The sequence below is a fragment of the Sediminimonas qiaohouensis DSM 21189 genome, from assembly GCF_000423645.1.
GTDB classification, from domain to species: domain Bacteria; phylum Pseudomonadota; class Alphaproteobacteria; order Rhodobacterales; family Rhodobacteraceae; genus Sediminimonas; species Sediminimonas qiaohouensis.
The window spans coordinates 1-24294 of record NZ_AUIJ01000035.1 but is presented as its reverse complement, the minus strand read 5'-3'; the positions used below and the strand labels follow the sequence as shown (position 1 = coordinate 24294).

Sequence of the window (24294 nt, the reverse complement as noted above, 5' to 3'; positions counted from 1 at the left end):
AAGCCGTGGAAGACCGTCACCGCGGGTGCAATGGCCAGAAACGAGGCCCTGCGAGCTTCGAAATACCTCGGCCGCGCGATCTGGCGAAACTGGAGTGGATACCACCGCCGAAGCCGCGTCGAGACCAAAATGCACTGCGTGAAAATGCTGGGCCAGCGCCTCATGGCGCGGGACTTCGATCGTCAGGTTGCGGAAGTCCAAGTCCGCATCCTCGTCATGAACGGCTATACCGCGCTCGGCATACCCATAACTGAGCCCGTAGGATGAGTCTGTCTGGGGAAAGGGGGCGTCTGGCCTTCAACCAATTTGTGCAACAGAGTCATCGCACGGCAGCAGTTCATGAAATGGCAAAGTCACTGTTTGGCCCCAGCTTGCCGACAGTCAATGGCCGCAGCAAAGAAGATAGCCTAGCCAGCTTGTTGCCGAAAAAAGGCCTCTACGATAGTGAACTAGCCATGCGTTAGGAAGCGATTGGCGTCTGTCCGAAGCTCAGGTTGCGGTCTTGAAAATGAAGATTCTCGCGACAGGGCGCAGATCTATGATCGTATCATCACCCCCCTTGCAAGCGACAACTGTGGTACATAGAGTTGGTGCTAATTCAAGGCGGCGCGTCCTGAAAACTGTCGCGAAATCAATGCTGTAGTCAATGGTTCTGAGACTTCGAGTCTCTCATCACCCACCATTTCCAATGACTTGAGCGTTTCGCGCGGCCGGCAGGATGACCCAACGGCCTGTGCAGGGCGGTCTGACCTCGGGACTTGATCGGTGTGCGCGGAGCGTGGACACTGGCGGGCATGAGCAAGGCCGCGCACAGTGCGGCGAGGCATCCCGCCAGCCGGATGCTGATCCTGACCGGCACGGCGCTGGTGATCGGGGCGGCGGCGTCATTGGCGGCGATCGCGCTGGTCGAGCTGGTTTCGGCGTTGAACACTTGGCTGCTGGTTGCGCCCAAGGCGCGGGTGCAGTGGGAGCAGATCCATTGGCTGGTGGTCACGGCGACGCTGCTGGTGCCGACGGTTGGTGGGCTGCTGGTGGGGCTGGCGCACAGGTATCTGTCGCCCGCGGGCCGCCCGTTGGGCCCGCCCGACGTGATCCGCGCGGTGCAGTTTCACACCGCCCTGCCGGATGGGCGCAGCGGGCTGATCTCGACCGCGACGGCGGCGCTGTCGCTGGGGGCGGGGGCATCGGTGGGCCAGTACGGGCCGATGGTGTACCTGGGCGCGCTGATCGGGGGGGCGGCGCGGCGCCTGAAATGGGGGGTGCCGAACCTTGCCGAGATTGCCATCAGTTGCGGCGTGGCGGCGGCCATTTCCACCGCGTTCAACGCGCCGATTGCGGGGCTGGTCTTCGCGCACGAAGTGGTGCTGCGACACTACGCGACGCAGGCCTTTGCGCCGGTGACTGTGGCCTCGGCCACGGGGTATGTCATTGCGAACGTGGTTTTCGACCGGCCGGCGCTATTCCTGGTGGATTTCGCGGGGGTGGCGCATGGCTACGAGTTTGCGCTGTTCGCGGTGCTAGGGCTGGTGGTGGCGTTGGCGGCGGTGGGGTTCATGCGCCTTTTGCTGTGGGCGGGGCCGGCGTGCGCGCAGGTGATCCGGCGGGCCGAGCTGCGGCCGGCTGCGGCGGGTCTGGTGCTGGGCGTGACGGCGCTGGCGCTGCCGGATGTTCTGGGCATCGGGACGGAGGTGCTACGCTTTGCGACCATCGAGGGGGCGTTCGGTCAGGGTGAGCTGGTGATCCTGATCGCGGCGAAGATCGCGCTGACGGCGCTGTGCATCGGGGCGGGGTTTTCGGGCGGCGTGTTCAGCCCCGCGCTCTTGATCGGGAGCCTGACCGGCGCGCTGTTCTGGATGCTGGTTTCGGGCACCGGGGGCGTGGCGACATCGGGCGTGGCGGTGTATGCGATCGGGGGCATGATGGCCTTTGCCAGTGCGGTGATCGGTGCGCCGCTGACCTGTATCCTGATCGTGTTCGAGTTGACGCGGAACTATGACGTGACGATCGCGGCGATGGTTACGGTGGTGTTTTCCAACCTTGTGTCGCACCGCTTATTCGGGCGGTCACTGTTCGATGTGCAACTGGCCGGGCGGGGGTTTGATTTCTCGCTGGGGCGCGACCGGGCGCGGCTGGCTGCGTTGCGTGTTTTGGACCTGGCCAGCGAGGAGGCAGTGACCGCGCAGGCAGACGAGGCGCCGGGTGCGGTGGCCGCGCGGCTGGAGCGGCGGGACTGGCGGCAGGCCTTTGTCACCGACGGCGCAGGGCGTTTGGTGGGCGTGTTTACCCCCGCCGCCGGCGAGGGCGCCGCCACGGTGGGCGTGGCGGCGCGGCCTGCGAGCCTGGTTTTCCACGAGGATACGGATGTTGCCAGCGCGATGGCGCAGCTGCGCGATTTCGTCGGTGACGCCGTGCCGGTGACAGAGCGCAGCAGCGGCCGCTACCTTGGCGCAGTGGCGGAGGCGGCCGTGGTGTCGGCGTGGGTCGATCAGTCGGAGCGGCTCAGAGAGGAAGAGAATGCATCGCTTTAGGTCTCTCGCGCTATGCTGTGCGGCGCTGGCCGGGCCAGCGGCGGCACAGGACCTGACCGTCGTCAGTTGGGGCGGCGCCTATGAGGCGGCGCAGCACGCGGCGATGGTCGCCCCTTTTGCGCAGGAGACGGGCACGCAGGTCGAGATGGTCAGGTACGATGGCACGGCGGGTGCGCTGGCCCGGCGGGGGGCGTCGGAGGGATGGGATGTGATCGACATGCTGACCGATCAGGCGCGGGTAGCTTGTGCCAAGGGATTGTTGCTGGAACTGGACCCGCAGGCCCTTCTGGGCGCGGAGGCATTGGCCGATTTCGCGCCCGCCGCGCCGTCGCGCTGCGCGGTGCCGCAGAACGTTTACGCGCGGGTAATGGCTTATGACGAGCGGGCGTTTTTGGGCGTCAAACCGACCCGAATCGAGGATTTCTTCGATGTTGAGAGGTTCCCCGGCGGGCGCGCGGTACAGAAAAGCCCGGACGGCATCCTTGAATGGGCGCTAATGGCCGAGGGGGTGCCGCCCGCGCAGATCTACGGGTTGCTGAGCACGGATCGCGGGCTGCGGCTGGCGTTTCGCAAGCTGGACACGATCCGCGACCATATCGTGTGGTGGCGCACTACGGATGAGCCTGCGCAGATGCTGGAGGATGGGCGCGCGACGATGGCGGTGGGCTACAACGGGCGGTTTTTCGACGCGGCCGAACTGGGCGGCGCGCCGATCGATGTCGTGTGGGATGGGCAGATCGTCGGGGTCGAGGTGTGGGCGATCGCGGCAACGACGGATGCACCCGACGCCGCCCGTGCCTTCGTGGCACAGGCATCGTCCCCCGAGGCGATGGCGCGCCTTGCCGAACGCATCCCCTATGGCCCGGCGCGGGTGTCGGCCTATGCGCGGATCGGGTCCAACCCCAAGACCGGCACGCCGATGCGCGCCTACCTTCCGAACGCGCCGCAACACGGCGCGCGGGCATTGGTGCGCGACGCGGCCTGGTACGCCAATACCGAGGAACTGCGCGCGCGCCGGTTTCAGGCGTGGCTGAACGAAGCGGAGGAGTGAGGCGTTGGGGCTTAAAATTGTCCAAATACGATTTGTAATCGTTTATTTTGCTTTAATTTTATCATAAACTTGTCTTATCGCGACTTCGTGATCGCTCCGCGCAAACTGCTAGCGTGTTGATGCGCGGCGCAGGATATCGGCGGTGTCGGGGTGGCTGAGCAGGGTTTCACCGACCTCGAATGTCAAGTGCGCGCGGCCTTCGTGGCCGGGCAGGGCGCCTGCCATCTGATGCGACAGGTCCTCGGGGAGCGCGGGGCGCGTTTGCGGGCTCAGCAACAGGGTTTCGGCGGCGATCCCTTCGGCATAGATGATGTGGTGCGCGTCGAACAGTAGTTGGAAATAGTCCACGAACCCACCATCGCGGCGCGTCACGCTGGAGCCGTTGACGAGGTGGCGCGCGCGTACCAGCACCTCGGCCCGGCCGGCGCCGAGGGCGTCGTCGCGCTGATAGATGAACAGCCGATGTTCGGGGCTGATGACCAGATCGCGGGAATTGTTGAGCGCCCCGGCCGCTATCACGATGGGGGCGTACTCCCCCACGGCGCGTACGGTGTTCTGGCCGATCCAGCGGATCGGCTGCACGCCGTCATCGCGGGTCAGGACGCGGTCACCGACGTCGAGATCCTCGATCGGGACCTGCGCGCCCGAGGCGAGCGTGATGTGGGTGCCGCGCGCAAAGGACACGCAGGCAATCTCGGCCAGCTTGGCGCGCAGGCCGGTGGTATCGATCCGCACCACGGTATAATCGGTGCGCGGGGACAGTGCGGCGAGGGGCAGGGCATGGATGGTTTCGGCCTCATCGTGGGGTCCGTGCTGCGCCAACACCAGAAGCTCGGTCGTTTGCCCGCCGGGCGACATCAGCGTCAGGCAGCAATCGATCCGAACCGGCGCGCCGGGGCTGCCGGTTTCAGTGTTCGCTGCGACGGCCAGCGTGTCATCGGTGGCCGCGTTCAGACCAAGCCGCACGGGGGCGGCCGTATCGGACAGGGTGTAGATATCGTTAGGCTCGATCTCGTCCGCGATAGTCAGGGTGTCGCCGAGGTTTGCGCCATGGGTCACGCAAAGATCGGCCGCACGGTAGACCGGAAGGGAAAAAGCGGAACTGTTGGCGGCGTTGGTCGTGGGGGCTGTCATTTTGGCGGTCAATTCAGTGGGTTGAAAGGGGCTATCGTCCGCAGTTTAGCGGCGCGTTGCAAGTGTTTTGGCGCAGCAATGTGTCATGTTCTGGACCTTGGCGCGGTGATTTGCTGGAAATGTGGCGCGGGGGGCGCTAGGCCTTGGCGCGGACACGGAACATGCAACTGGAGGAGAGGCGCGATGGATCTGGGAATTTCAGGCAAGCGGGCGCTGGTTTGCGCATCGAGCAAGGGGCTCGGGCGTGGCTGCGCCGAGGCATTGGCGGGTGCGGGCGTGCACCTGGTGATGAACGCGCGCGGCGAAGGCGCGTTGGAAGAGGCGGCTGCGGAGATCCGCGCCGCGCATGATGTCGAGGTGGCCACGGTGGCCGCCGACATCACGACCGAAGAGGGGCGCGCGCGGGTGCTGGATGCCGCGGGCGAGGTGGACATCCTGGTCAACAACGCCGGTGGCCCGCCGCCGGGCATGTGGACGGACTGGGAGCGCGAGGATTTCATCAAGGCGCTGGATGCCAACATGCTGGCGCCGATCGCGATGATCAAGGCGCTGGTGCCGGGGATGATGGAACGCGGCTGGGGCCGGGTGGTCAACATCACGTCGCAAAGCGTCAAGTCGCCGATCGCCGTTCTGGGCCTGTCGAACAGTGCGCGCGCGGGGCTGACCGGCTATGTCGCGGGCACTTCGCGGCAGGTGGCGGGCAAGGGCGTGATCATGAACAACCTGCTGCCCGGCATCCACGACACCGCGCGCGCCGAGGCGCTGGATAGCGGCGTGGCCGAGCGCGAGGGCATCACCATGGAAGAGGCCAAGGCGCAGCGATGCGCCACGATCCCGGCGGGGCGCTATGGCACGCCGCAGGAGTTCGGCGCAATGTGCGCGTTCCTTAGCTCGCAGCACGCCGGGTTCATGGTGGGGCAGAACGTGCTGCTGGATGGCGGCGCGGTGAACGCGACGCTATAGGAGGGTGCGGGGCGGGCGCGTGTTGGTGCCCGCTCACTTTCTTGTGCATGGTATCGAGCGGCGGGGCTTGCTAGCGGTACGGCAATCATATTGCCACGCCTTTGAAAGGACCGCCCATGCACCCGATGATCATTGTTGCGCTTTTCGCAATCGTTGCTGTGCTTAGCCTATGGGCGGCCCCCCGCCGCGCCAGCGTGGACGGCTTTTTCGGCGGGCGCGGCGTTGAAGGGCAGGCGCCGGGCTTGTGGATGCTTGTCCTGAGCCAGGTGACGACCTGGATCTTTGCGCGGTCGCTGATGAACTCGGCGATCCTTGGGTATTATTACGGTATCGCGGGCACGCTGGCCTACACGGCGTATTATGCCTCGTTCCTGACCGGGGCGTTGATCGTGGACCGGCTGAGGGCGTCGGGCGCTGGATCGGTGCAGGACTGGTTGAGCGCGCGCTTTGGCGGGGTCGGCGCGGGGGCCTATAACGTGGTGATCGCGCTGCGACTTTTGTCGGAGGTGTTCGCGAACCTGTTGGTGGTCGGCCTGATTTTCGGCGCGGTCCTGCCGGGTGGGGGCACATGGGCGATCCTTGCGGTGGCGGCCTTGGGGCTGGCGTATTCGGCGTGGGGCGGCCTTAGCGCGGCGCTGCGCACCGACGTGGTGCAGATGGTGCTGTTTCTCGTGGTTTTCGCGCTGGCCTTTGCGGCGCTGCTGAGCAGTCCCGAGTTCGACCTTGGCGCGGTAATGACGGCCGAGGGCGTGTCGGGCAGCACCAATGGATGGATATTGCTGGTGGTCGCAGGGTTGCAGGTGTTTTCCTACCCGGCGCATGACCCGGTGATGATGGATCGCGGGTTCTTGGCCGACAGGGCGGTGACGCGGGCGTCGTTCCTGCATGCATTCTGGATCTCGGCGGCGCTGATCCTGGGGTTTGGGTTTTTCGGCATCCAGGCGGGGCTGAGCGGGGCCGCCTATGAGGGGCAATTGATCGGCACATGGGCGGGGATATTCCCGCCGTGGGTGTTTGCCGCGCTGATGCTGAGCTTGCTGATCTCGGCGCTTAGCACGCTGGATTCGGCGCTATCGAGCGCCGCGCGACTGGTGGTCGAGGAATTGCGCCTTGCGCCGCGTAGCCTGCTGGGGGGGCGTGTTGCGATGCTGGTCTTCATGACGTTGGGCGCGGCGCTGACGCTGTGGGGCAACCAGACGCTGTTTGATGCGGTCGCGGTCAGCGGCACCGCGTCGATGTTCCTGGCGCCGGTGCTGGCGGTCGGGCTGATCGCGGGGCGCGATATCGGGCGCGCGGGCTACCTGGGGGCGTTTGCCGTGGCGATGGCCGGGGCGTTGGCGTATTTCCTGCGCGATGTGCCTGCGGTTGCGGCGGTTCTGCCCGAGGGGCACAAGTACCTGCAACTGCTGGTGATCTGCGTGGTGGTCTTGGTGGCCGGGTTCGCCAGCGTCCTGAGCAGCCGGGGCAGGGTTGCAGGAAATGGGGCAGACTGCTAAATGGCGGTCAAATCCCGATCAGTTTGATCGGAAAAATACCCGGAGAACCAAGTGCCTTCTGCCCCTGCTGTGCCCCGGTTGGAGATACGCGACCTTGTCCGCCGGTTCGATGGGCAGGCGGTTGTCGATCACGTGTCGCTTTCGGTGATGCCGGGGCAGGTGACGTGCCTGCTGGGGCCGTCCGGCTGCGGCAAGTCCACCACCCTGCGCATGATCGCCGGGGTCGAGATGCAGGACGAGGGCGAGATCTGGGTCGATGGCAACCTGATCTGCGACACGGTGTTTCGCGTTCCGCCCGAACGGCGGGCAATTGGCCTGATGTTCCAGGATTTCGCGCTATTTCCGCATCTGAGCGTGGCCGAAAACGTGGCGTTTGGCCTGTCGGGCAGCCGTGAGCAAAAGCGCGCGCGCGTTACCGAGCTTCTTGAGCGGGTCGATCTGATGCGGTTCATCGACGCCTACCCGCATTCGCTATCGGGGGGCGAGCAGCAGCGCGTTGCGCTGGCGCGGGCGTTGGCGCCGCAGCCGCGGATCATGCTGATGGACGAGCCGTTTTCGGGGCTGGACAACCGCCTGCGCGACGATATCCGCGATCAGACGCTGGAAATCCTCAAGCAGGAAGATGCCGCTGTTTTGCTGGTCACGCATGAGCCGGACGAGGCGATGCGCATGGCCGACGAGATCGCGCTTATGCGCGGTGGGCGAATCGTGCAGCAGGGCGCGCCCTATAACATCTACAACGCGCCGCTGGATCGGCAGGCGGTGGCGTTCTTTAGCGATATCAACGTGATACGCGGCAAAGTTCAAGGTGCACTGACCGATACGCCGTTCGGGCAGTTCCTGGCCCCCGGGGTGCCGGATGGCGCCGAGGTCGAGATCGTGATCCGCCCGCAGCACATCAAGATCGACCTGGATCGCGCCGGACGCGGCCCCAGTCCGACACCGCAGGATGGCGTCGCAGCGCGCGGCGAAGTGGTGCGCGCGCGCTTCATGGGAAGCGAGAGCCTGGTCGAGATACGCATGGATTTCGACGGCTCGATCCTCAAGGCGACGGTGCCAAACGTGTTCCTGCCGGGGCCGGGCAAGCCGCTCTGGCTGATGATCCGGCGCGACAGGTGCTTCGTGTTTCCGGCGGAAGGCGCGGCCGATTGAGGGGCGCGAGGGGCGCCAAGCCCCCCTCGGAAGGCATTTGAGGGGGAAAATCAGGCGATGCGGCGCTTTGGTTCTTCCAACGGCGGCGGATCATCATTAGATACGGGAAACACGAATTGTGCGGCGCCTGCGCAAAGGCGGTCGCGGAGTAGGGAGACAAGACATGCTTAACAATATCGGACTGCCGGGCCTGCTGCTGATTGCGGTGGTCGTGCTGGTGCTTTTCGGGCGCGGCAAGATCAGCTCGCTCATGGGCGAGGTCGGCAAGGGCATCACCTCTTTCAAGAAGGGTGTGAGCGAAGGAAACAAGGAGCTTGAGGATCAGGCCGACGCCGACGATGCGAAGGACGTGACCCCCGAGCAAAACCAAGAGCAAGACAAGGACAAGGTCTGATTCATGCTTGATCTTGGCTGGACCGAGCTGCTGCTGATCGGCATTGTCGCGCTGATCGTGGTGGGTCCGAAGGACCTGCCGGGCCTGTTCCGCTCGGTCGGGCGGTTCGTGGGCAAGGCCAAGGGCATGGCGCGTGAGTTCAGCCGCGCGATGGATGACGCCGCCGAAGGATCGGGCGTCAACGACATGGCCAGCACCTTCCGCGATGTGGCCAACCCCAAGAAGCTGGGCATGGACAAGATCAAGGACGCGACCGAGGGGTTCACCAACTGGGACCCGGATTCGGAGACCGGAAAACTGGCCGAGGACCGCGCTGACGCCGCGCGCAAGATCCGCGAATCGTCTGCCAACAAGGCGCTGGAGCGCAAGGCGGCCGAGGCGAAAGCCGCCGAGAAGGAAGCCGCGGAAAAGGCGGGCGGCGCAAGCGCCGATACGGCGAAAACGGGCACGTCCAAGGGCAAGGCCAAGAGCGCGAGCAAATCGGTCGCATCCAGTCAGGCCAAGGCCAAGTCGGGTAGCGGCGCGAAAACCACGCGCAGTAAGGCGCCTGCATCCAAGGCTACCACGTCGAAGAGCGGGGCGGCCAAGACGGGCGCAGCCAAGACAGGTGCGGCAAAGACAGCGGCGAGCAAGTCAGCAGCCTCCAAGACATCTTCGGCCAAGACCGGCGCTGCGAAGACCGGCACGGCAAAAACGGGCACGTCGAAGGCTAGCACGTCGAAGGCGGGCACCGCAAAGACCACGTCAAAAACGGCATCCAAAAAGGCAGCCCCCAGCAAGGCGGCGCCCAAGAACAAGTCCTCCGGGGATAATACATGAGCGACACAGACGAGATCGAGCAAAGCAGCGCGCCGCTGATCGAGCATCTGACGGAGCTGCGCAACCGGCTGATCCATTCGGTCGTAGCTTTCATCATCGGCATGATCATCTGCTTTACGGTCTGGAACCCGATCTTTGATTTCCTGACGCATCCGCTGTGTTCGGCCATGGCCGAGCGCGGGCATTCCGATTGCGGACTGATCCTGATCAAGTTGCAGGAGGGCTTTTTCGTGGCGGTGTCGATCTCGCTCTTGGGCGGTCTGATGCTGTCGTTTCCCTATATCGCGTTCCAGATGTGGCGTTTCGTGGCGCCGGGGCTGTATCGCAATGAAAAGGGCGCGTTTTTGCCCTTCATGATCGCCTCGCCGTTCATGTTCCTGCTGGGGGCGGCGTTTGCGTTTTACGTGGTCACGCCGCTGGCGTTCGATTTCTTCCTGGGGTTCCAGCAACCCGGTTCGGTCCTGGGCGAGGGGGCCGCGGACAAGAACGCCGTGGCCGGGATCGCCTTTCAGGGGTCGGCGCAGGAATACCTCAGCCTGACAATCAAGTTCATCGTGGCCTTTGGCCTGTGTTTCCAGTTGCCGGTTCTGTTGACCCTTATGGGCAAGGCCGGGCTGGTCAGTGCCGCGGGGCTGGGCGCGGTGCGCAAATACGCGGTGGTGGCCATTTTGGTGCTGGCAGCGCTGGTGACGCCGCCCGATGTCATCACGCAGGTGATCCTGTTCGTGGTGGTTTTCGGCCTCTACGAGATCTCGATCTGGCTGGTGCGTCGGGTGGAAACCAAGCGCGAGGCAGAGCTGCGGGCGCAAGGCCTGTGGTTCGAGGATGACGACGACGAGGACGAAGCGCTTGACGATGATCCGCTGATGGCGGAGTTCGACGAGGATGACGACCACAACGACGACGGGGACAGCGGCGACGGGGACGCCAAGACGTGAGCGAGGACCTCAAGCGTATCGCGGGGGCGCTGGAGCGACTGGCGCCCGCGCCGCAGCCCGCGCCGGATTTCGATGCGGCGGATGCGTTCGTGTGGCATGTGGAGCCTGATCGCCTGGTGCCGGTGGCGCAGGTGAACCGCGTCGATCTGAACCTGCTGCTGGATATCGACCGGGCGCGCGATACGCTGCTTGAAAATACCGAGCAGTTCGCGCGCGGCCTGCCGGCCAACAATGCGCTGCTTTGGGGCGCGCGCGGCATGGGCAAATCCAGCCTTGTCAAGGCGGCGCACGGGGCGGTCCGGCAAAAGGGGCTTCCGCTGAAGATTGTGGAGCTGCAGCGCGAGGACCTGCCAAGCGTGGGGCGGCTTTTGTCGCTGCTGCGCGGCAGCGATGCGCGGTTCTTGCTATTTTGTGATGATCTGTCGTTTTCGAGCGACGATCAGCACTACAAGAGCCTCAAGGCGGTTCTTGATGGCGGGATCGAGGGGCGGCCCGAGAACGTGCTGTTCTATGCCACGTCGAACCGGCGCCACCTGATGCCGCGCGACATGATTGAGAACGAGCGCTCAAGCGCGATCAACCCGTCCGAGGCGGTCGAAGAGAAGGTATCGCTCTCGGATCGCTTTGGTCTGTGGCTGGGCTTTCATCCCTGCGGGCAGGATGAATACCTGGCCATGATCCGCGGCTATTGCGACGCCTATGGGGTCGAGATCGACGACGAGACCCTGCGCGCCGAGGCGATTGAATGGCAGGCCACCCGCGGCGCCCGGTCGGGGCGCGTGGCATGGCAGTATTTCACGGATCTGGCCGGACGGCGCGGCGTTGCCATTTAGGAGGCCCCTCCGCGCCCGGTGCGGATGGTCGCAGCGCGAAGGCAAGTGTTGCATTGGGCGGTCTAATTTGCGGTACTCGCAGGCGCTGTATCTTCCATCCGGGTTTGTCGCATGACCGTTGAACAGATCATAGTGCTGGTTCTTCTGGGCTGCGTTTTCGTCAGCTTCTTCAAGGAGTTCTACCCGCCCGAAGTGACGGCAATGGGGGCGTCGGCGTTCTTGATTGCCACCGGGATCATCGACACGCAGGCGTTCCTGGCGGTGTTCAGTTCGCCCGCGCCGATCACCATCGCGATGATGTTCATCATTTCCTCGGCGCTGGAGAGGACCGGGGTGCTACAGCTCCTGGGCGATTTCTTGCGGCAACGGGCGCGGGGCTCTTACCTGCGGACGATGTTGCTGATGATGTTCGGCACGATGCTGGCGTCTGCTTTCATGAACAACACGCCGGTGGTGATCCTGATGACGCCGGTCATGATCTCATTGGCGTCCGGGGTTGGGGTGACTCCGTCCAAGCTATTGATACCGCTGTCGTTTTCCGCGATTTTCGGCGGGACGCTGACATTGGTCGGCACCTCGACCAACATCTTGATGAGCGGCGTCGCCACCGAGGCCGGGCTAGAGCCCATCACCATGTTCGAAATGACGCTTCCGGGGCTTATCCTTGCCACGGTCGGGATGCTCTACATGGTGTTCGCGGGGCGGTTCCTGTTGCCCGATCGCAGCTCGATGTCGAGCCTTCTGGGGCAGGGCGGCAAGCGGCAGTTCATGGCGCGTCTGCTGATCCCGGCGGGGTCGAAATACGTTGGGCAGACGCTGAATGATCTGCCGTTCACCTCGGGGCAGGCGCGGGTTCTGGACGTGATCCGGGGCGACACGTCACTGCGTCGCGAACTGCGCGATCTGGAGCTGCGCGCCGGTGACCGGGTGGTGATCAAGACTGACACGGGCGAGATCCTGGGCCTGAAGGAAAACGGGCAGGTCGAGTTCCGCGACATATCGGGGCAGGGGTTCGAGCCGGTGGCGGCCGATCAAACGCTGCTGATGGAGGCGAGCGTGGGGCCAAACTCGCACTTGCGGGGCCGGGCCCTGGGCGATCTCCGGCTCAGGCGGAAATACGGTATCTACGTCATGGCGGTGCACCGCAACGACCGCAACATTTCCGACCGGATCGACGATGTCAGCCTGCAGTTCGCCGATACACTTTTGCTGGAAGGGACCGCCGAAGGGATTCAGCGGCTGATGGATGATGGCGGGGTGATCAACCTTTCGGCCCCGGCCGAGCGCCCGGTGCGGCGCGAGAAAGCCCCGATTGCCATCGCCACGATCCTGGCGGTGATGGCGTTGGCGGCCCTGGGCATTATGCCGATTGCCGGGCTGGCCGTGATCGGCGCGGTGACGGTGATGCTGACCCGCTGCGTGGACCCCGAAGAGGCGTTCGATGCGATCGACTGGCGTATCCTGTTCCTGATCTTCGGGATGCTGGGGCTGAGCATCGGGCTGGACGCGACCGGCACTGCGGGGATGATCGTGACGACGCTTGTGGGCCTGGTCGGCGGGCTGGGGCCGTTGGCGATATTGGCGGCGGTTTACATCCTGACCAGCGCGATGACCGAGATGGTCAGCAACAACGCTGTGGCGGTCCTGATCGGGCCGATCGCGATCGCGCTTGCGTTGGAGCTTGGGTTGGACCCGCGGCCCTTCGTGATGGCGGTGATGTTCGCCTCGGGCTTTAGCTTTGCCACGCCGATCGGGTATCAGACCAACACCTTTGTCTATGGCGCGGGCGGCTACAAGTTTCGCGATTTCATCAAGGTGGGTTTGCCGATGAACCTGATCTTTGCCGCAGTCGCAGTCATGATCATTCCCCTGTTTTTCCCGTTCTGAGGCAAGCCATGCTTGATATTCTTGCCGAGCGCACCTACCGGCACCTGTTTGCGGCGCAGGTCGTTGCCCTGTTGGGCACGGGCCTGGCGACGGTGGCGCTTGGCCTGCTGGCGTACGACCTGGCGGGCGAGGGCGCGTCGATGGTGCTGGGCACGGTGTTCACCATCAAGATGGTGGCCTATGTCGGTATCGCGCCGATCGCGGGCGCCTTTGCCGACCGGGTGCCGCGCCGGGCCTTTCTGGTGAGCCTTGATTTGGTGCGCGCCTGCGCGGCGTTGGCGCTGCCTTTCGTGACCGAGGTCTGGCAGGTCTATGTCCTGATTTTCGCGCTGCAATCAGCCTCGGCCGCGTTTACGCCGACGTTTCAGGCGACGATACCCGACGTGTTGTCGGACGAGGCGCGCTATACGCGGGCGCTGTCACTGTCGCGCCTGGCTTACGATCTTGAAAATATCCTTAGCCCCACGTTGGCCGCGCTGCTGCTGGCGGTGATGTCCTACAATGCGCTGTTCTTGGGGACGGTGGCGGGGTTCATAGCCTCCGCGGTGCTGGTGGTGTCGGTCCTGCTGCCCAGCCCGCAGCCATCGGGGCGGCGCGGGATATACGACCGGACCACGCGCGGCATCCGCATCTACCTTGCCACGCCGCGCCTGCGTGGGCTTTTGGGGTTGAACCTTGCGGCCTCGGCGGCGGGCGCGATGGTGCTGGTCAATTCCGTGGTCATAGTGCGCGGCACGCTGGGCCTGGGTGAAAGCGCGCTTGCCTGGGCGATGTTCGCCTTCGGGGCCGGGTCCATGATCGCGGCGCTGACCCTTCCGAGGCTGCTGGATCATGTGCCGGACAGAAAGGTCATGCTTGGGGGCGCGTCGATCATGATCGTCACGCTGTTGGGGCTGGCGGCGGTGATATCGGGCCTTGGGCTGACCTGGTCGTTCCTTCTGTTGGCGTGGGCACTGGTGGGGCTGGGGTATTCATCGGTTCTGACTCCGTCGGGCCGGTTGCTGCGCCGCTCTGCGGCATCAGTAGATCGTCCGGCGCTGTTCGCGGCGCAGTTCGCGTTGTCGCATGCGTGCTGGCTGTTGGCTTATCCGCTGTCGGGGTGGCTCATGCAGGCCTTTGGTGCCGCTCCGGCCTTGCTGGGCCTGGCTGCGGTGGCCAGTGTGGGCGTGGCGGCGGCGCTCAGGCTTTGGCCGGTGGCGGAAGCGGTGAAATGACAAGGCGGCGTTGCGCGCCGCTGCCCGAAGGGGGGGAGCAATGAGCATGACATTCCTGTGGTACGCGGGCGCGGCCATGGCCGAGATCGCCGGGTGTTTCGCCTTTTGGGCGTGGGTGCGGCTGGATCGGTCGATGCTGTGGCTGGTGCCGGGGATGATCAGCCTGGCGCTGTTTGCCTGGCTGCTGACACGCGCGGATAGCGTCCTTGCCGGGCGCGCCTATGCGGCCTATGGCGGCGTCTATATCGCCGCCTCCATGTTCTGGATGTGGTTTATTGAAGGCAGCAGGCCGGACCGCTGGGACCTTGTGGGGGTGGCGCTGTGCCTGGTGGGCAGCGCGGTGATCCTGCTGCCGTCGCGAACCTGACATGTGCCCACCGTACATGGCGCGAACCCAACCACAAACGCGACGGGGTGAGAGGCAATGAGCGGGCAACAGGACAAGGGCAGCGCGGGCGAGGTGTTCATCGCCTTTCTCAAGCTTGGTTTGACGTCCTTCGGGGGGCCGATCGCGCATCTAGGGTATTTCCGCGATGAGCTGATTACCCGGCGCGGGTGGTTGAGCGATCACGCCTATGCCGATCTTGTCGCGCTTTGCCAGTTCCTGCCCGGCCCGGCATCAAGCCAGGTGGGCTTTGCACTGGGGTTGTTGCGGGCGGGCTGGGGCGGGGCGCTGGCGGCGTTTGTCGCCTTTACGCTGCCGTCTGCGCTGATCCTTTATGTGTTCGCGACGAGCGCTGCGTTCATTTCGGGGCCGATCGGGGTCGGCGCGTTGCAGGGGCTGAAGGTCGTCGCGGTGGCGATCGTGGCGCAGGCGGTTTGGGGCATGGCGCGCACCCTTTGCCCCGACCGCGCCCGGGCCAGCATCGCGGTGGCGGCGGTTGCGGTTCTGGCCTTCGTGCCCGGCGCCGCGGGGATGGTGGCGGCCATCGGGATGGGCGCGGCGGCGGGGCTGGCTGTTGGCCGCGGCGCGGACGGGCCGGTTGGCGGCCATGTCATCATGCCGGTGACGCGCGGGCAGGCCGGCTTTGCCCTTGTCGTCTTTGCGGCCCTTCTGATCCTTGCGCCGTTCCTCGCGGGCGGGGCGCAAGCCCTGGCCATCTTCGACGGCTTCTATCGTGCCGGGGCGTTAGTGTTCGGGGGCGGGCACGTGGTTTTGCCGCTGCTGCAGGCCGAGGTTGTCGGCCCCGGTTGGACCAGCGAGGATACGTTCCTTGCCGGGTACGGCGCGGCGCAGGCGGTGCCGGGGCCGCTATTCACCTTTGCGGCCTATCTTGGCGCGACTCTCGGGCCAGAGCCGAATGGTGCGGCGGGCGCGGCGATTGCTTTGATTGCGGTGTTTCTGCCGGGGTTCCTGATCCTGATCGGGGTACTGCCGTTTTGGGACAGGTTCCGCAGCATGGCGCGGGCGCAATCGCTGATGCGCGGCGCGAACGCGGCGGTGGTCGGTGTCTTGGGCGCGGCGCTCTATTCGCCGGTCTTTACCAGCGCCGTCTCAGATCTGCATGATTTCGCGCTGGCGATTGCTTGCTTTGTCCTGTTGATGGCGTGGAAAGCACCGCCTTGGGTGGTGGTTCTTGTCGCGGCGGCGGGGGGCGCGGGGCTGTCGCTGTTGGGATAAGCGCGGCGCCTCAACAGCCACACGCGCCGCCGGCCTGAATGGGCGGGCAGGGCGTGTCGCCATATGAGCAGAACACGCAGCAATCGCCGGCAAGCGGGCGGAGCTGCGCCGCGCAGGACGGGCAAGTAAAGAAGAAAAGGCACGCATCCGTCGGCATTTCTTGTAGCGTGGCGTGCCCGCATTCGGGGCAGGTCAGGGTTGAGTGTGTAACGGTGTCCTGGGCCAACGGAACTTATCCCGCCGCTTCGGCGGGGTAGCCCGCATTGGCCGAGGCGGCGCCGATGGTTTGCGCATCGGTAACGGCGCTATCGAACAGAACCGTGGCGGTCTTGGCGTCCAGGTTAACCTCGACTTCGCGGACGCCTTCGACGTTTTCCATCGCGCGTTTGACGGTGACCGGGCAAAGCGCGCAGGTCATGTTCTCGACCGCGAAGGTCACGGTCTGTTCTGTGGCGGCGGTTTGCGCCGAGGCGGGGATCGCCGCGAGCGGGGCGATTGCGGTGAACCCGAACAGGGCGAAAGCAAGCTGTTTCATCATTGCAGGTTTCCTTTTGATCAATAGAAAAGCGGCGCCCACCAATCGATGGTAAGGGCCGAAAGGACGAGGGCAAGCGCGGCCCAGAGTGCGGTCTTGGTGATCCGCATTGATAAGGGCCGGGCGCAATAGCTGCCGGGGGCGCAGGCCTTCGCCTTGCGGAAATAGACCTGCCAGAACCCCGCCGCGATAAAGCCAAGCGCGATAACGGCGAAGATCGGCTTGTAGGGCTCAAGCGCGGTGAGGGTGGCGATCCATGCGCCGGAAATCCCCAACATCAGCAGGACAAGCGGCGCGATGCAGCAGGCCGAAGCGAGAAGAGCGCCCAGCACACCGCCCGCCGCCAGCCACCCCTTGCGGCTTGTTGTGTCCGCGGGCCGGGTTTCATGTGGATTGTCGGTCATGCTCATGCGCGGTCCCTCTCGTCCTTTACCGGTGATCGGTGTAGGGTCTGTAGCAACTACAGGCACAAGGAGGAAAACGCCGATGCCCGATCACGAAGGCGAGAGCGGTCTGACGCGGGGGGAACTGGCCCGCGAAACCGGCTGCAACATCGAGACCATCCGCTATTACGAGAAAATCGGCCTGTTGCCCGATCCGCCCCGGACGGCGGCGGGGTATCGCATCTACTCGGCGTCGCATCTGGGGCGGCTGCGGTTTATCCTGCGCGCCCGCGAGTTGGGATTCCCCATGGAGGACATCCGCGGGCTTTTGGGGCTGGACGACGGTGCCGCGCCCAACTGCGCCGAGGTCAAGGCGCGAACCGAGCGGCATCTTGCGGACGTGCGCGCGAAAATCGCCGATCTGCGACGTGTCGAAACGGTTCTTGCGGAGACGGCCGCGAAATGCTCGGGCCATCATGTCCCTGACTGCCCGATACTTGATGCGCTCGGGCCAAAGGACGGCTAGCGGGGGGAGGGGGTGGAAACGGCCAGAACGCTAATAAAACAGGGGTCGATATGGACCGCGCAGGTCAATCAGGCAGGTCTCGCCCGCAATACCATTCGAGTGAAGTAGCTGAGCGGCGCTGTCATTCGTGGAGGGAATCTCATGCACGAACGCGGTTCACTTCAGGATAAATTGCTTCGCCCCCTCTGGATGAACGGGGCGCGGTCGGGACGCACCGTGCAATCATCACGCCCATAAATAGCGAAAAGAATACAAAGATTGCGAAATGATTACCTATGCGAAATCTCAGCAGGTCCCCGCGACCGACAGCCCGTCTTTTGTAAGCTCTGGCCACTCACGCCGTTGTTCTGTTGCGGAAAGTTTAACCATATCGAGTTCTGAAAGGGCATCGTCTTGCGAAAACTGATCATTACGGCCGTCGGCGCGGGCATTCTCGCTGTCGGGGGGTATCTTCTGTACATCCAATCCGACGGCGGGTGCGCCGATGGGGATTGCTTTGTAGCGGCCGTTCAGGCCTGCGAACCCGAAGCATTCCGCACACGGGCGGCAGGGGCCGAGGGCGTGTACAGGGTTGTTGGCCCCAGCGGCCCCGCCTGCGAAATCAGTTTCGAGTACAGCGAGAACCCCAACCCCAGCTTCGTTGACAAGCCGGTGACATTCACCGTGTCACCGGATGACGCATCGGAAGACACGGTTCGTGGCGCGCTCAAGGCCTGCATGACCGGGCGCACGGGCAAGTATGAGTGCGGCGGTCCGCTGTTTGAGCAACTCACATATGGCGCGCCGGCCTATGCATCGCTGGAATATGGCGGCGACGGCCCGCTGCCCTGCGGCACACCCGTCGAGGTGGATGGCGAGCCGCTCTATCCCATGCCGAAGGATGGCCAATGGGGTTATGTGAACCGCGACGGTGACTGGAAGATTTCGCCGCAATGGAACCGGGCCGGGGACTTCCACGAGGGCCGCGCCATCGTCGGCGGTAGGAATGCCTGGGGCATCATCGACCGTGACGGCGAAGCCATCGTTGCGCCGGAACATGCCTCGGACGTCGACGGGCGCCCCCCCTTCACGTCCTATTCGGAGGGTTGCACGGTCGCCAACATCTTTACCGATACATCGCAGCCCGCTTTCTTTCTGGACCGCGACGGCAAGGCGTATTGGCGCGACCGGCGCCCCGAGGGATTGGCCGAACTGGACATCGAGGAATTCGGAAGCTTCTCCGAAGGGCTGGCCTGGTTCCAGATCGGTTCGGTCGTCGATGAACAACATGGCTGGATCGACGCCAGCGGCGAAATCGCGATCGCACCTGATTTCGCCAACTCGGGGGACTTCAACGGCGGCCTTGCCCCGGCCAGCTTGGAGGACCACGACCAATTCGGGTTCATCTCGCCCGACGGGCGGCTACAACTGCCCCGGAAATGGACTCTGGACGGGGCTCAGCCCTTCTCCGAAGGTCTGGCGCAGGTCTCGACCGGTGCCTTCGAAATCGCCTTCATGGACAGCAATGATTTCGCTTTTCATGATGTGACGCTTTCGGATGAGGACACAGGCCCCCCCGTGCGCGCCGAAATCGAGGCGGCCGGCGCCTTTCATGAAGGGCTGGCGCCGGTGGACGTCGAATATGATGACACCAGGGAATTCGGCTATATGAACCAACAGGGCGAGATGGTGTTCGTGCCCGACAGGCTTGACGGCATCACAGTGTGCGACGCCCGGTTGCGGCCTGAATTCCACAACGGGCTGGTCCGGTTGGTGGTCGCGGACAATGGCGAAAGTTGCGGCGACGAGGCCTATCTCGACGGCGCACCCGCCTATGACGCGGCGCATTACGTCTATCTCGACACGCTAGGCCACGTCGTGCTGCGGCAAGCCAAATAACCTTGTGCAATTGGGTCGGGCGCGCGGTCAGCGGAGTGCGCGATACATCGAGTGCGGAGTATTTCATGCCGGCATGGACCACAGGTCTCATGTTTGCGGTTCACCTGCTCCTGCCGCCCGTCACATCCAATGTGCCCCACACAAGCGCGGCAACCTGCAGGGAACGACGCAAACATGAGGATAACATTTACCGAACACGCGCCCATCGAGTCCGGCTTTTCCGCGATATTCGATGACCGCATCGCCCCCCGCCTGAGCGAGCTTGACGAAACGCGGCAGGCGATTCTGGCCGTCGCCAAACGACACGCCGCCATCGCGCTAGGCGTCGGTGCCGTGCTCGGCCTTTGGCTCTGGTCTTCTGGCAGCGGCTCCGACGGACTGGGCGAGCTTCTGGCCACTTTCCTCTTTCCGTTGGCCTTCGCAGGTGTCGCCGCCTTTCTCTTGTGGAAGCGGCAGGCCAGGAGATGGAGCGGTGCGGTCGCTGAAACGGCAATGCCGGATGTCTGCGGCTTCATCGGGGATCTGAAATACGACTACGAAGCGCCCAAAGGGTTTCCAGTAGAGCGCATGCATGAGCTGGGTGTGATCCCGACCTGCACGCATTTGGATATCAGCGACCGCCTGCATGGCGATCACCCGAATGACCCCCCGATCGAAACGGAGAGCTCGAAATGAAACTCGCCTCGATACTTGCCCTTGTTGCGCTCGCCAGTCCGGCCTTCGCCGAGGCGCCGCCCTGTGATGGCACCTATGAATTCTTCAGCGGCAAGAACACCATCAAAGTGGCGCCCGGAAATTCCATGCACGATGCGGAGCGCGTAGCCAGGGCCTATAACAACCGCGAGGGCTTGCTCGCCGCGATCATCCCCAATCCGAGAAGCGAGGGGCTGCACGAGGTGAAGGTCAGCCAGTGCGGTCGTCAGTTTGTGCTGACACAGGGTGGCAAACGCATGGTTTTCCTCCAATCAGTGATGGATGACGCGCTTTATGTTGCCCAGGATATCGGCACCGAAAAGGCCGAACTGACTGTCAGGGTGGTCGATCATAAATTCATGGTGGGGGAGGTCGCCGGGCAGTCGCACGGGTACAAGTTCAAGTTTCCCCTGGTAATGGAGCCGCGCGAAATTGCCGCGCCCGACATGGAAGGCTGCGACGACGCCCGCCAGCCCGATGAGGAAGAGGGGGCGCAAACCACCGGGGCACAAGGATTGACCGGGGCGCTGGCGCTGCAGGGGAAAGCACCGGCACCGGGCTATGGCCTCAGCGATTATGTGCTGGCCAGCACGGCCGCGGATGGCAGCCAGAAAACCTGGCTTAATCTCAGCATGGAGGGCAAAATCCTGCCCGCAGAGCCGCCAACACCAGATATGGTGCGCATCTGCACGACAGACGGTAGGTCTTTGATCGATCCGCCGCGCTACCGCCTCAACTTCAAGCAAAAAGCCGTTGAGGACGGGATTTACGTCTTTGTGCAGGTCATCGAAATCGAAACCGGCAAGATACTCGAGCAGCGCGAAGGATTTGCCGCCTCGTCTGCACCTGCCGACCGGGCGCAAGCGATGAATACGGCCTGGTCCAAACTCGACTTTTCCGTCGGTGCCCCCAGCGATGGATACAGCGGTGGATGAAACCCGTAGGCGGGAAACAGATGAAAACAATGAGCAAGATGACCCGTTCCCGGATTTCGCTTGGGCTTGTCTGCATGTCGTGGCTCGGTCTTGCCGCAAGCAGCATCGCCAATCCGCACAGGGCCATCACCGCCCAATGGCGACTGGACATGATCGACAGATTGCAAACCAGTCCATGTCAGCGAGCAAACCCTCAACCCCGACAGCCTGCTAGAACGCGGACTTGAAGCTAATGTTTATCCCGTAGGAGCCGTAGCCCTGTGCGCCAATGCCATCGTAGAAGGTCGAGGCGCTGAGGGATGACCACGGTCCCAACTCATGATCGATACCGAAATCAATCCGCGCCCGGCCCCCATCGTAGGCGGGTCTGAGCTTTGCCACCTGACCGGTGCCATCATTCCAGCTCCAGACACCTGACACCTCACCGCTTAGCAAGGTGGACCGGTTCCCTCCGCCGATCGCCTTCTCGAACCCGAGGGACAAATTGAATTCACCCATTTCCACTTTCTGGCCTGGGATGGGATTGCCCAGCTGATCGGTATAGGCTTTCTGATCGTCCGAGACATAGGACAGCCCGACGCCGGGAATGAAGGTGAAATGCTCAAGGTCCATGCGACCCTGCATGTTGAAGCTGGCCAGAAGCCGGTAGGTGTCGAACTCATCCTCATAGGTCCCGAATGGGTTCGCCGTGTTGGAGCTTTGCCCATAGAGAAGGCGGGCCTCGTAAAAGACCGGTTGGGTCTGCAACGTGCCCACCAGATAGGGCCCCGCCAGCCAGCCGGTGCCCGAGGTGATGCCCGCGCCATTTTGTTCCTTGGTGTGGTCAAACTCTAGCATACCCCCCAGCAGAAGGTTCCAGGACACCGCGCGATGGGTGCCGATTGTCCCGAAGGCATAGGTTTGCTCGCTTGTGCCGGTATCCGACCAGGAGCCGCTGAAGCTCATCCAGAGCGGCCAGTCGGGGGAAGAGGAGAAGTCAAGGTTGGTGTGCCCGCGGGTCACGCCCAGATCCAGCCCGCCCGCGCGGGAGCCGGACAGGAAGCCCATCAATTCGGGCTGTTGCTGGATCAGGTGCGTGGCACGATTCAGTATGAACCCCGCGACTTGTTCCTGGGTCTCTTGAATGATCGTGCTTCTGATCTGGAACGTGTCTGAGGCCAAGTCTGCGTCCGGACTCGGAATCGGTGTTATAGGCAGTCCACTGGACCTGGACGAGCTATGCCCGAAAGTTGGTGACGGCGTGATCAGGCGGCGGTTGGAAGTTGCTTGATGCCGTCCTTGAAGGCAATCCCCTGGACGAGTTCGGGCAGGCGGTTTGCGCCGTCGAGTTTCCGCCATTTCGCCTGGGCTGACATCATCAGCCTGAAGGCCATGGCGAGACCGGTTTTCCGGCTGAGGCAGCCCTTGGTTTTGCCGGTGCGGTGGCGCACGGTGGCGAAGGTGCTCTCGATCGGGTTCGAGGTCCGGATGTGCTTCCAGACCTTATGACCGCATTCAACGCCAATTGGACCGGGTGGCCTCTCCTACGGCATTCTGCAGCGAGGGTTATGCCAGTTGTTCTGGCGCAGAGCCTCAAGAATGGAGGAGAGACCAATGAAGGATAGCATGTTTATTGGGCTGGACGTCCACAAAGCGACAATATCCGTGGCTGTTGCTGATGGCGAGCGCGGAGGAGAAGTGCGATACTGGAGCAAGCTGCCCAATCGACCGGATCGTGTCCGCAAGCTTGCGGAGCAACTGGCCGCCAAAGGGCATCAACTGTATTTCTGCTACGAGGCCGGCCCCTGTGGCTATGGCCTTTACCATCAACTTGTCGAGCTTGGGCATGATTGCATGGTTATCGCCCCCTCGCTCATTCCTGTGAAAGCGGGCGACCGTGTGAAGACAGATCGCCGTGATGCGCGCATGCTTGCCAAATTGCATCGCGCCAGCGAATTGACATCTGTCTGGGTTCCGGACGTCGAGCATGAAGCGATGCGTGACCTGGTTCGCGCACGCGCCACGGCTGTTCGCGCCGCAAACCAGGCCCGCCAACATCTTCAGAGCTTTTTGCTCAGACATGGCCGCCATTATCCCGGCAAGAAGAGTTGGACCAAGGCCTATCGGCGTTGGTTGTCGACAAACCGGTTTGACCACTGCGCCCAACAGATCGTTTTCCAGGATTACATTCACGCCGTGACCGACGCCGAAGCGCGCGTCGCGCGGCTTGAGGCGCAGATTGCTGAGCTGCTCCCGGATTGGAGCCTCGCCCCCATTGTTGAGGCGATACAGGCCATGCGCGGTGTTGCCTTCATTGTCGCGGTCACCGTGGTGGCAGAAGTTGGAGACTTCCGCAGGTTCGCAACGCCTCGCCAACTTATGGCCTATCTCGGTCTAACCCCCACCGAACATTCCAGTGGCAACACGGTCAGGCGTGGCGGCATAACGAAAGTTGGCAGCAGCCTGGCGCGCCGCGTGTTGATTGAAGGCGCCTGGAGCTACAGGATGCAACCCCGTGTCGGTCGCAAGCAGGTAGACCGGATGGAGGGCCTCCCGCAAGCCGTGCGCGACATCGGCTGGAAAGGCCAGACGCGAATGTGCCGACGCTACAAGCACCTGGTGGCTTGCGGCAAACCGACAGTGGTGGCAAACACCGCAATTGCACGGGAGATGGTCGGCTTCATCTGGGCGATTGCGCAGGAAGTCACTCCCGCCTGACGCTCATTCATCACAAACGCAACACCCCGTTCAACTGATGTGCAAACCTGGGGGTGGAACACGGTGGAGAATCCTTGGGAAGCATTGTGAGCCAGTCCTTGAAAGGCTGACGCTCGTTTCCAGAAAGAGGCAGCTCCAGGACGCAACCACGGTCATGCGGTATCCAACCCGCGCATGAGAGTATGCTCAACCGTCGTCTCAGTTCCACCCCCAGCCTTGCACATCTATAAGATAACGCCTCCGGCGATTGGGCCGGTCGGCTCGGCGTGACAAAACCATTGACTGCGATCATGAGAGTGCTCGGCCGGGAAGTCGTAAAAACTGAGCAGCACTTCGCGGTCCTTGACCAGCTTGGCGACCGCCTTGTCGTATTTCACACCATAGGTCTCGACGAAGAAGTCGAAGGCGGCGTCGGCGTCAGCCTTGGTCTCGGCCTGCCAGATGTCGTGCAGGTGCCCCTTGGCCTTGGGCTGCACGGATTTCGGCATCGCGTTGAGGACATTGCCGGTCTTGTGGACCCAGCAGCGTTGCTCGCGCGTGCTGCCGAAGACCTCGCGCAACGCCGCCCAGAACCCGAGAGCGCCGTCGCCGATGGCCAGCTCCGGAGCGCGGGTGAG

General features: G+C 63.7%; 23 protein-coding genes and 3 pseudogenes. 19 read left to right on the top strand and 7 right to left on the bottom strand.

What is annotated here, in order from left to right; translation table 11 throughout:
- From G568_RS0116475 to G568_RS0116465, 3 genes and pseudogenes are all read left to right on the top strand, one after another.
- Positions 1 to 267: pseudogene (locus G568_RS0116475) on the top strand (IS5/IS1182 family transposase); the annotation flags it as partial.
- Between the two features lie 527 nt (positions 268 to 794).
- Positions 795 to 2528 (top strand): chloride channel protein, encoded by a 1734-nt coding sequence (locus G568_RS19220; protein WP_051203121.1) that lies wholly within the window; start codon positions 795 to 797, stop codon positions 2526 to 2528.
- Entirely contained in the window at positions 2515 to 3579 is a 1065-nt protein-coding gene (locus G568_RS0116465) for an extracellular solute-binding protein (protein WP_026759032.1), read from the top strand. Before G568_RS19220 ends, G568_RS0116465 begins: the two co-directional genes overlap by 14 nt.
- Positions 3580 to 3687: 108 nt before the next feature.
- On the opposite strand, the gene G568_RS0116460 is transcribed toward G568_RS0116465, so the two are convergent.
- Positions 3688 to 4713: a Hint domain-containing protein gene (locus G568_RS0116460; protein ID WP_026759031.1), complete on the bottom strand. Its 1026-nt coding sequence runs from the start codon at positions 4711 to 4713 to the stop codon at positions 3688 to 3690.
- 183 nt (positions 4714 to 4896) lie between these two features.
- Between G568_RS0116460 and G568_RS0116455 the strand changes: the two genes are divergently transcribed.
- The 11 genes from G568_RS0116455 (at position 4897) to chrA (ending at position 16030) form a co-directional block, all read left to right on the top strand.
- Positions 4897 to 5676 carry an SDR family oxidoreductase gene (locus G568_RS0116455; protein WP_026759030.1) on the top strand — a complete coding sequence of 260 codons (780 nt, stop codon included), beginning with the start codon at positions 4897 to 4899 and terminating at the stop codon, positions 5674 to 5676.
- Between the two features lie 116 nt (positions 5677 to 5792).
- Positions 5793 to 7172, top strand: coding sequence for an SLC5/6 family protein (locus tag G568_RS0116450; RefSeq protein ID WP_026759029.1), 1380 nt, complete (start codon positions 5793 to 5795; stop codon positions 7170 to 7172).
- A 51-nt stretch (positions 7173 to 7223) separates the two neighbouring features.
- Complete coding sequence (locus G568_RS0116445; protein WP_084627446.1) at positions 7224 to 8324, top strand: ABC transporter ATP-binding protein; 1101 nt, start codon at positions 7224 to 7226, stop codon at positions 8322 to 8324.
- 163 nt (positions 8325 to 8487) lie between these two features.
- Positions 8488 to 8718, top strand: coding sequence for a twin-arginine translocase TatA/TatE family subunit (locus tag G568_RS0116440; protein WP_026759027.1), 231 nt, complete (start codon positions 8488 to 8490; stop codon positions 8716 to 8718).
- Between the two features lie 3 nt (positions 8719 to 8721).
- A complete protein-coding gene (gene tatB / locus G568_RS20030) occupies positions 8722 to 9537 on the top strand; it encodes a Sec-independent protein translocase protein TatB (protein ID WP_026759026.1) in 816 nt (271 codons plus the stop codon).
- Positions 9534 to 10475 (top strand): twin-arginine translocase subunit TatC, encoded by a 942-nt coding sequence (gene tatC / locus G568_RS0116430; RefSeq protein WP_026759025.1) that lies wholly within the window; start codon positions 9534 to 9536, stop codon positions 10473 to 10475. Before tatB ends, tatC begins: the two co-directional genes overlap by 4 nt.
- On the top strand, positions 10472 to 11308 hold the full coding sequence (locus tag G568_RS0116425; RefSeq protein WP_026759024.1) for an ATP-binding protein: 837 nt from the start codon (positions 10472 to 10474) through the stop codon (positions 11306 to 11308). The genes tatC and G568_RS0116425 overlap by 4 nt, the downstream gene beginning before the upstream one ends.
- A gap of 111 nt (positions 11309 to 11419) precedes the next feature.
- Positions 11420 to 13195 carry an SLC13 family permease gene (locus tag G568_RS0116420; protein ID WP_026759023.1) on the top strand — a complete coding sequence of 592 codons (1776 nt, stop codon included), beginning with the start codon at positions 11420 to 11422 and terminating at the stop codon, positions 13193 to 13195.
- A gap of 8 nt (positions 13196 to 13203) precedes the next feature.
- Positions 13204 to 14409, top strand: coding sequence for an MFS transporter (locus G568_RS19215; RefSeq protein WP_037374358.1), 1206 nt, complete (start codon positions 13204 to 13206; stop codon positions 14407 to 14409).
- 40 nt (positions 14410 to 14449) lie between these two features.
- Entirely contained in the window at positions 14450 to 14776 is a 327-nt protein-coding gene (locus G568_RS0116410; RefSeq protein WP_026759022.1) for a YnfA family protein, read from the top strand.
- A gap of 57 nt (positions 14777 to 14833) precedes the next feature.
- Positions 14834 to 16030, top strand: a complete 1197-nt coding sequence (gene chrA, locus G568_RS0116405; RefSeq protein WP_026759021.1) for a chromate efflux transporter — start codon at positions 14834 to 14836, stop codon at positions 16028 to 16030.
- 10 nt (positions 16031 to 16040) lie between these two features.
- Here chrA and G568_RS20735 read toward each other — a convergent pair whose 3' ends face one another.
- Genes G568_RS20735 through G568_RS0116395 form a run of 3 tightly spaced genes read right to left on the bottom strand, consistent with a single transcriptional unit; the run spans position 16041 to position 16975 of the window.
- The gene (locus G568_RS20735; protein WP_084627445.1) at positions 16041 to 16256 is read right to left on the bottom strand and encodes a GDCCVxC domain-containing (seleno)protein; all 216 of its coding nucleotides are present in this window, start codon (positions 16254 to 16256) and stop codon (positions 16041 to 16043) included.
- Positions 16257 to 16262: 6 nt separating this feature from the next.
- Positions 16263 to 16565, bottom strand: coding sequence for a heavy-metal-associated domain-containing protein (locus G568_RS0116400; protein WP_037374360.1), 303 nt, complete (start codon positions 16563 to 16565; stop codon positions 16263 to 16265).
- Positions 16566 to 16585: 20 nt separating this feature from the next.
- A complete protein-coding gene (locus G568_RS0116395; RefSeq protein ID WP_211222272.1) occupies positions 16586 to 16975 on the bottom strand; it encodes a mercuric transporter MerT family protein in 390 nt (129 codons plus the stop codon).
- Between the two features lie 76 nt (positions 16976 to 17051).
- On the opposite strand from G568_RS0116395, the gene G568_RS0116390 reads away from it, so the two are divergent.
- The 4 genes from G568_RS0116390 (at position 17052) to G568_RS0116375 (ending at position 20980) form a co-directional block, all read left to right on the top strand.
- Positions 17052 to 17474 (top strand): MerR family transcriptional regulator, encoded by a 423-nt coding sequence (locus G568_RS0116390; RefSeq protein WP_026759018.1) that lies wholly within the window; start codon positions 17052 to 17054, stop codon positions 17472 to 17474.
- A gap of 393 nt (positions 17475 to 17867) precedes the next feature.
- The gene (locus G568_RS0116385) at positions 17868 to 19352 is read left to right on the top strand and encodes a WG repeat-containing protein (RefSeq protein ID WP_026759017.1); all 1485 of its coding nucleotides are present in this window, start codon (positions 17868 to 17870) and stop codon (positions 19350 to 19352) included.
- 174 nt (positions 19353 to 19526) lie between these two features.
- The gene (locus G568_RS0116380; RefSeq protein ID WP_157084441.1) at positions 19527 to 20027 is read left to right on the top strand and encodes a hypothetical protein; all 501 of its coding nucleotides are present in this window, start codon (positions 19527 to 19529) and stop codon (positions 20025 to 20027) included.
- Complete coding sequence (locus G568_RS0116375) at positions 20024 to 20980, top strand: hypothetical protein (RefSeq protein WP_026759015.1); 957 nt, start codon at positions 20024 to 20026, stop codon at positions 20978 to 20980. Before G568_RS0116380 ends, G568_RS0116375 begins: the two co-directional genes overlap by 4 nt.
- A 210-nt stretch (positions 20981 to 21190) precedes the next feature.
- Here the strand turns inward: G568_RS0116375 and G568_RS0116370 are convergent, their stop codons facing one another.
- Positions 21191 to 22141 carry a hypothetical protein gene (locus tag G568_RS0116370; RefSeq protein WP_026759014.1) on the bottom strand — a complete coding sequence of 317 codons (951 nt, stop codon included), beginning with the start codon at positions 22139 to 22141 and terminating at the stop codon, positions 21191 to 21193.
- A gap of 83 nt (positions 22142 to 22224) precedes the next feature.
- A pseudogene (locus G568_RS19210) lies at positions 22225 to 22458 on the bottom strand (IS256 family transposase); the annotation flags it as partial.
- Positions 22459 to 22573: 115 nt separating this feature from the next.
- Between G568_RS19210 and G568_RS0116360 the strand changes: the two are divergent.
- Positions 22574 to 23677 (top strand): IS110 family RNA-guided transposase, encoded by a 1104-nt coding sequence (locus G568_RS0116360; protein WP_026759012.1) that lies wholly within the window; start codon positions 22574 to 22576, stop codon positions 23675 to 23677.
- Between the two features lie 296 nt (positions 23678 to 23973).
- Here the strand turns inward: G568_RS0116360 and G568_RS19205 are convergent.
- A pseudogene (locus G568_RS19205) lies at positions 23974 to 24294 on the bottom strand (transposase); the annotation flags it as partial.

Bases quoted from the DNA above. Each gene is read 5' to 3' on its own strand.
- G568_RS0116360 (WP_026759012.1), top strand. From the start codon at position 22,574: ATGAAGGATAGCATGTTTATTGGGCTGGACGTCCACAAAGCGACAATA.
- G568_RS0116410 (WP_026759022.1), top strand. From the start codon at position 14,450: ATGAGCATGACATTCCTGTGGTACGCGGGCGCGGCCATGGCCGAGATC.
- G568_RS19215 (WP_037374358.1), top strand. From the start codon at position 13,204: ATGCTTGATATTCTTGCCGAGCGCACCTACCGGCACCTGTTTGCGGCG.
- G568_RS0116380 (WP_157084441.1), top strand. From the start codon at position 19,527: ATGAGGATAACATTTACCGAACACGCGCCCATCGAGTCCGGCTTTTCC.
- G568_RS0116450 (WP_026759029.1), top strand. From the start codon at position 5,793: ATGCACCCGATGATCATTGTTGCGCTTTTCGCAATCGTTGCTGTGCTT.
- G568_RS0116400 (WP_037374360.1), bottom strand. From the start codon at position 16,565: ATGAAACAGCTTGCTTTCGCCCTGTTCGGGTTCACCGCAATCGCCCCG.
- tatC (WP_026759025.1), top strand. From the start codon at position 9,534: ATGAGCGACACAGACGAGATCGAGCAAAGCAGCGCGCCGCTGATCGAG.
- G568_RS0116395 (WP_211222272.1), bottom strand. From the start codon at position 16,975: ATGAGCATGACCGACAATCCACATGAAACCCGGCCCGCGGACACAACA.
- tatB (WP_026759026.1), top strand. From the start codon at position 8,722: ATGCTTGATCTTGGCTGGACCGAGCTGCTGCTGATCGGCATTGTCGCG.
- G568_RS0116455 (WP_026759030.1), top strand. From the start codon at position 4,897: ATGGATCTGGGAATTTCAGGCAAGCGGGCGCTGGTTTGCGCATCGAGC.
- chrA (WP_026759021.1), top strand. From the start codon at position 14,834: ATGAGCGGGCAACAGGACAAGGGCAGCGCGGGCGAGGTGTTCATCGCC.
- G568_RS19220 (WP_051203121.1), top strand. From the start codon at position 795: ATGAGCAAGGCCGCGCACAGTGCGGCGAGGCATCCCGCCAGCCGGATG.
- G568_RS0116440 (WP_026759027.1), top strand. From the start codon at position 8,488: ATGCTTAACAATATCGGACTGCCGGGCCTGCTGCTGATTGCGGTGGTC.
- G568_RS0116375 (WP_026759015.1), top strand. From the start codon at position 20,024: ATGAAACTCGCCTCGATACTTGCCCTTGTTGCGCTCGCCAGTCCGGCC.
- G568_RS0116420 (WP_026759023.1), top strand. From the start codon at position 11,420: ATGACCGTTGAACAGATCATAGTGCTGGTTCTTCTGGGCTGCGTTTTC.
- G568_RS0116465 (WP_026759032.1), top strand. From the start codon at position 2,515: ATGCATCGCTTTAGGTCTCTCGCGCTATGCTGTGCGGCGCTGGCCGGG.
- G568_RS0116460 (WP_026759031.1), bottom strand. From the start codon at position 4,713: ATGACAGCCCCCACGACCAACGCCGCCAACAGTTCCGCTTTTTCCCTT.
- G568_RS0116390 (WP_026759018.1), top strand. From the start codon at position 17,052: ATGCCCGATCACGAAGGCGAGAGCGGTCTGACGCGGGGGGAACTGGCC.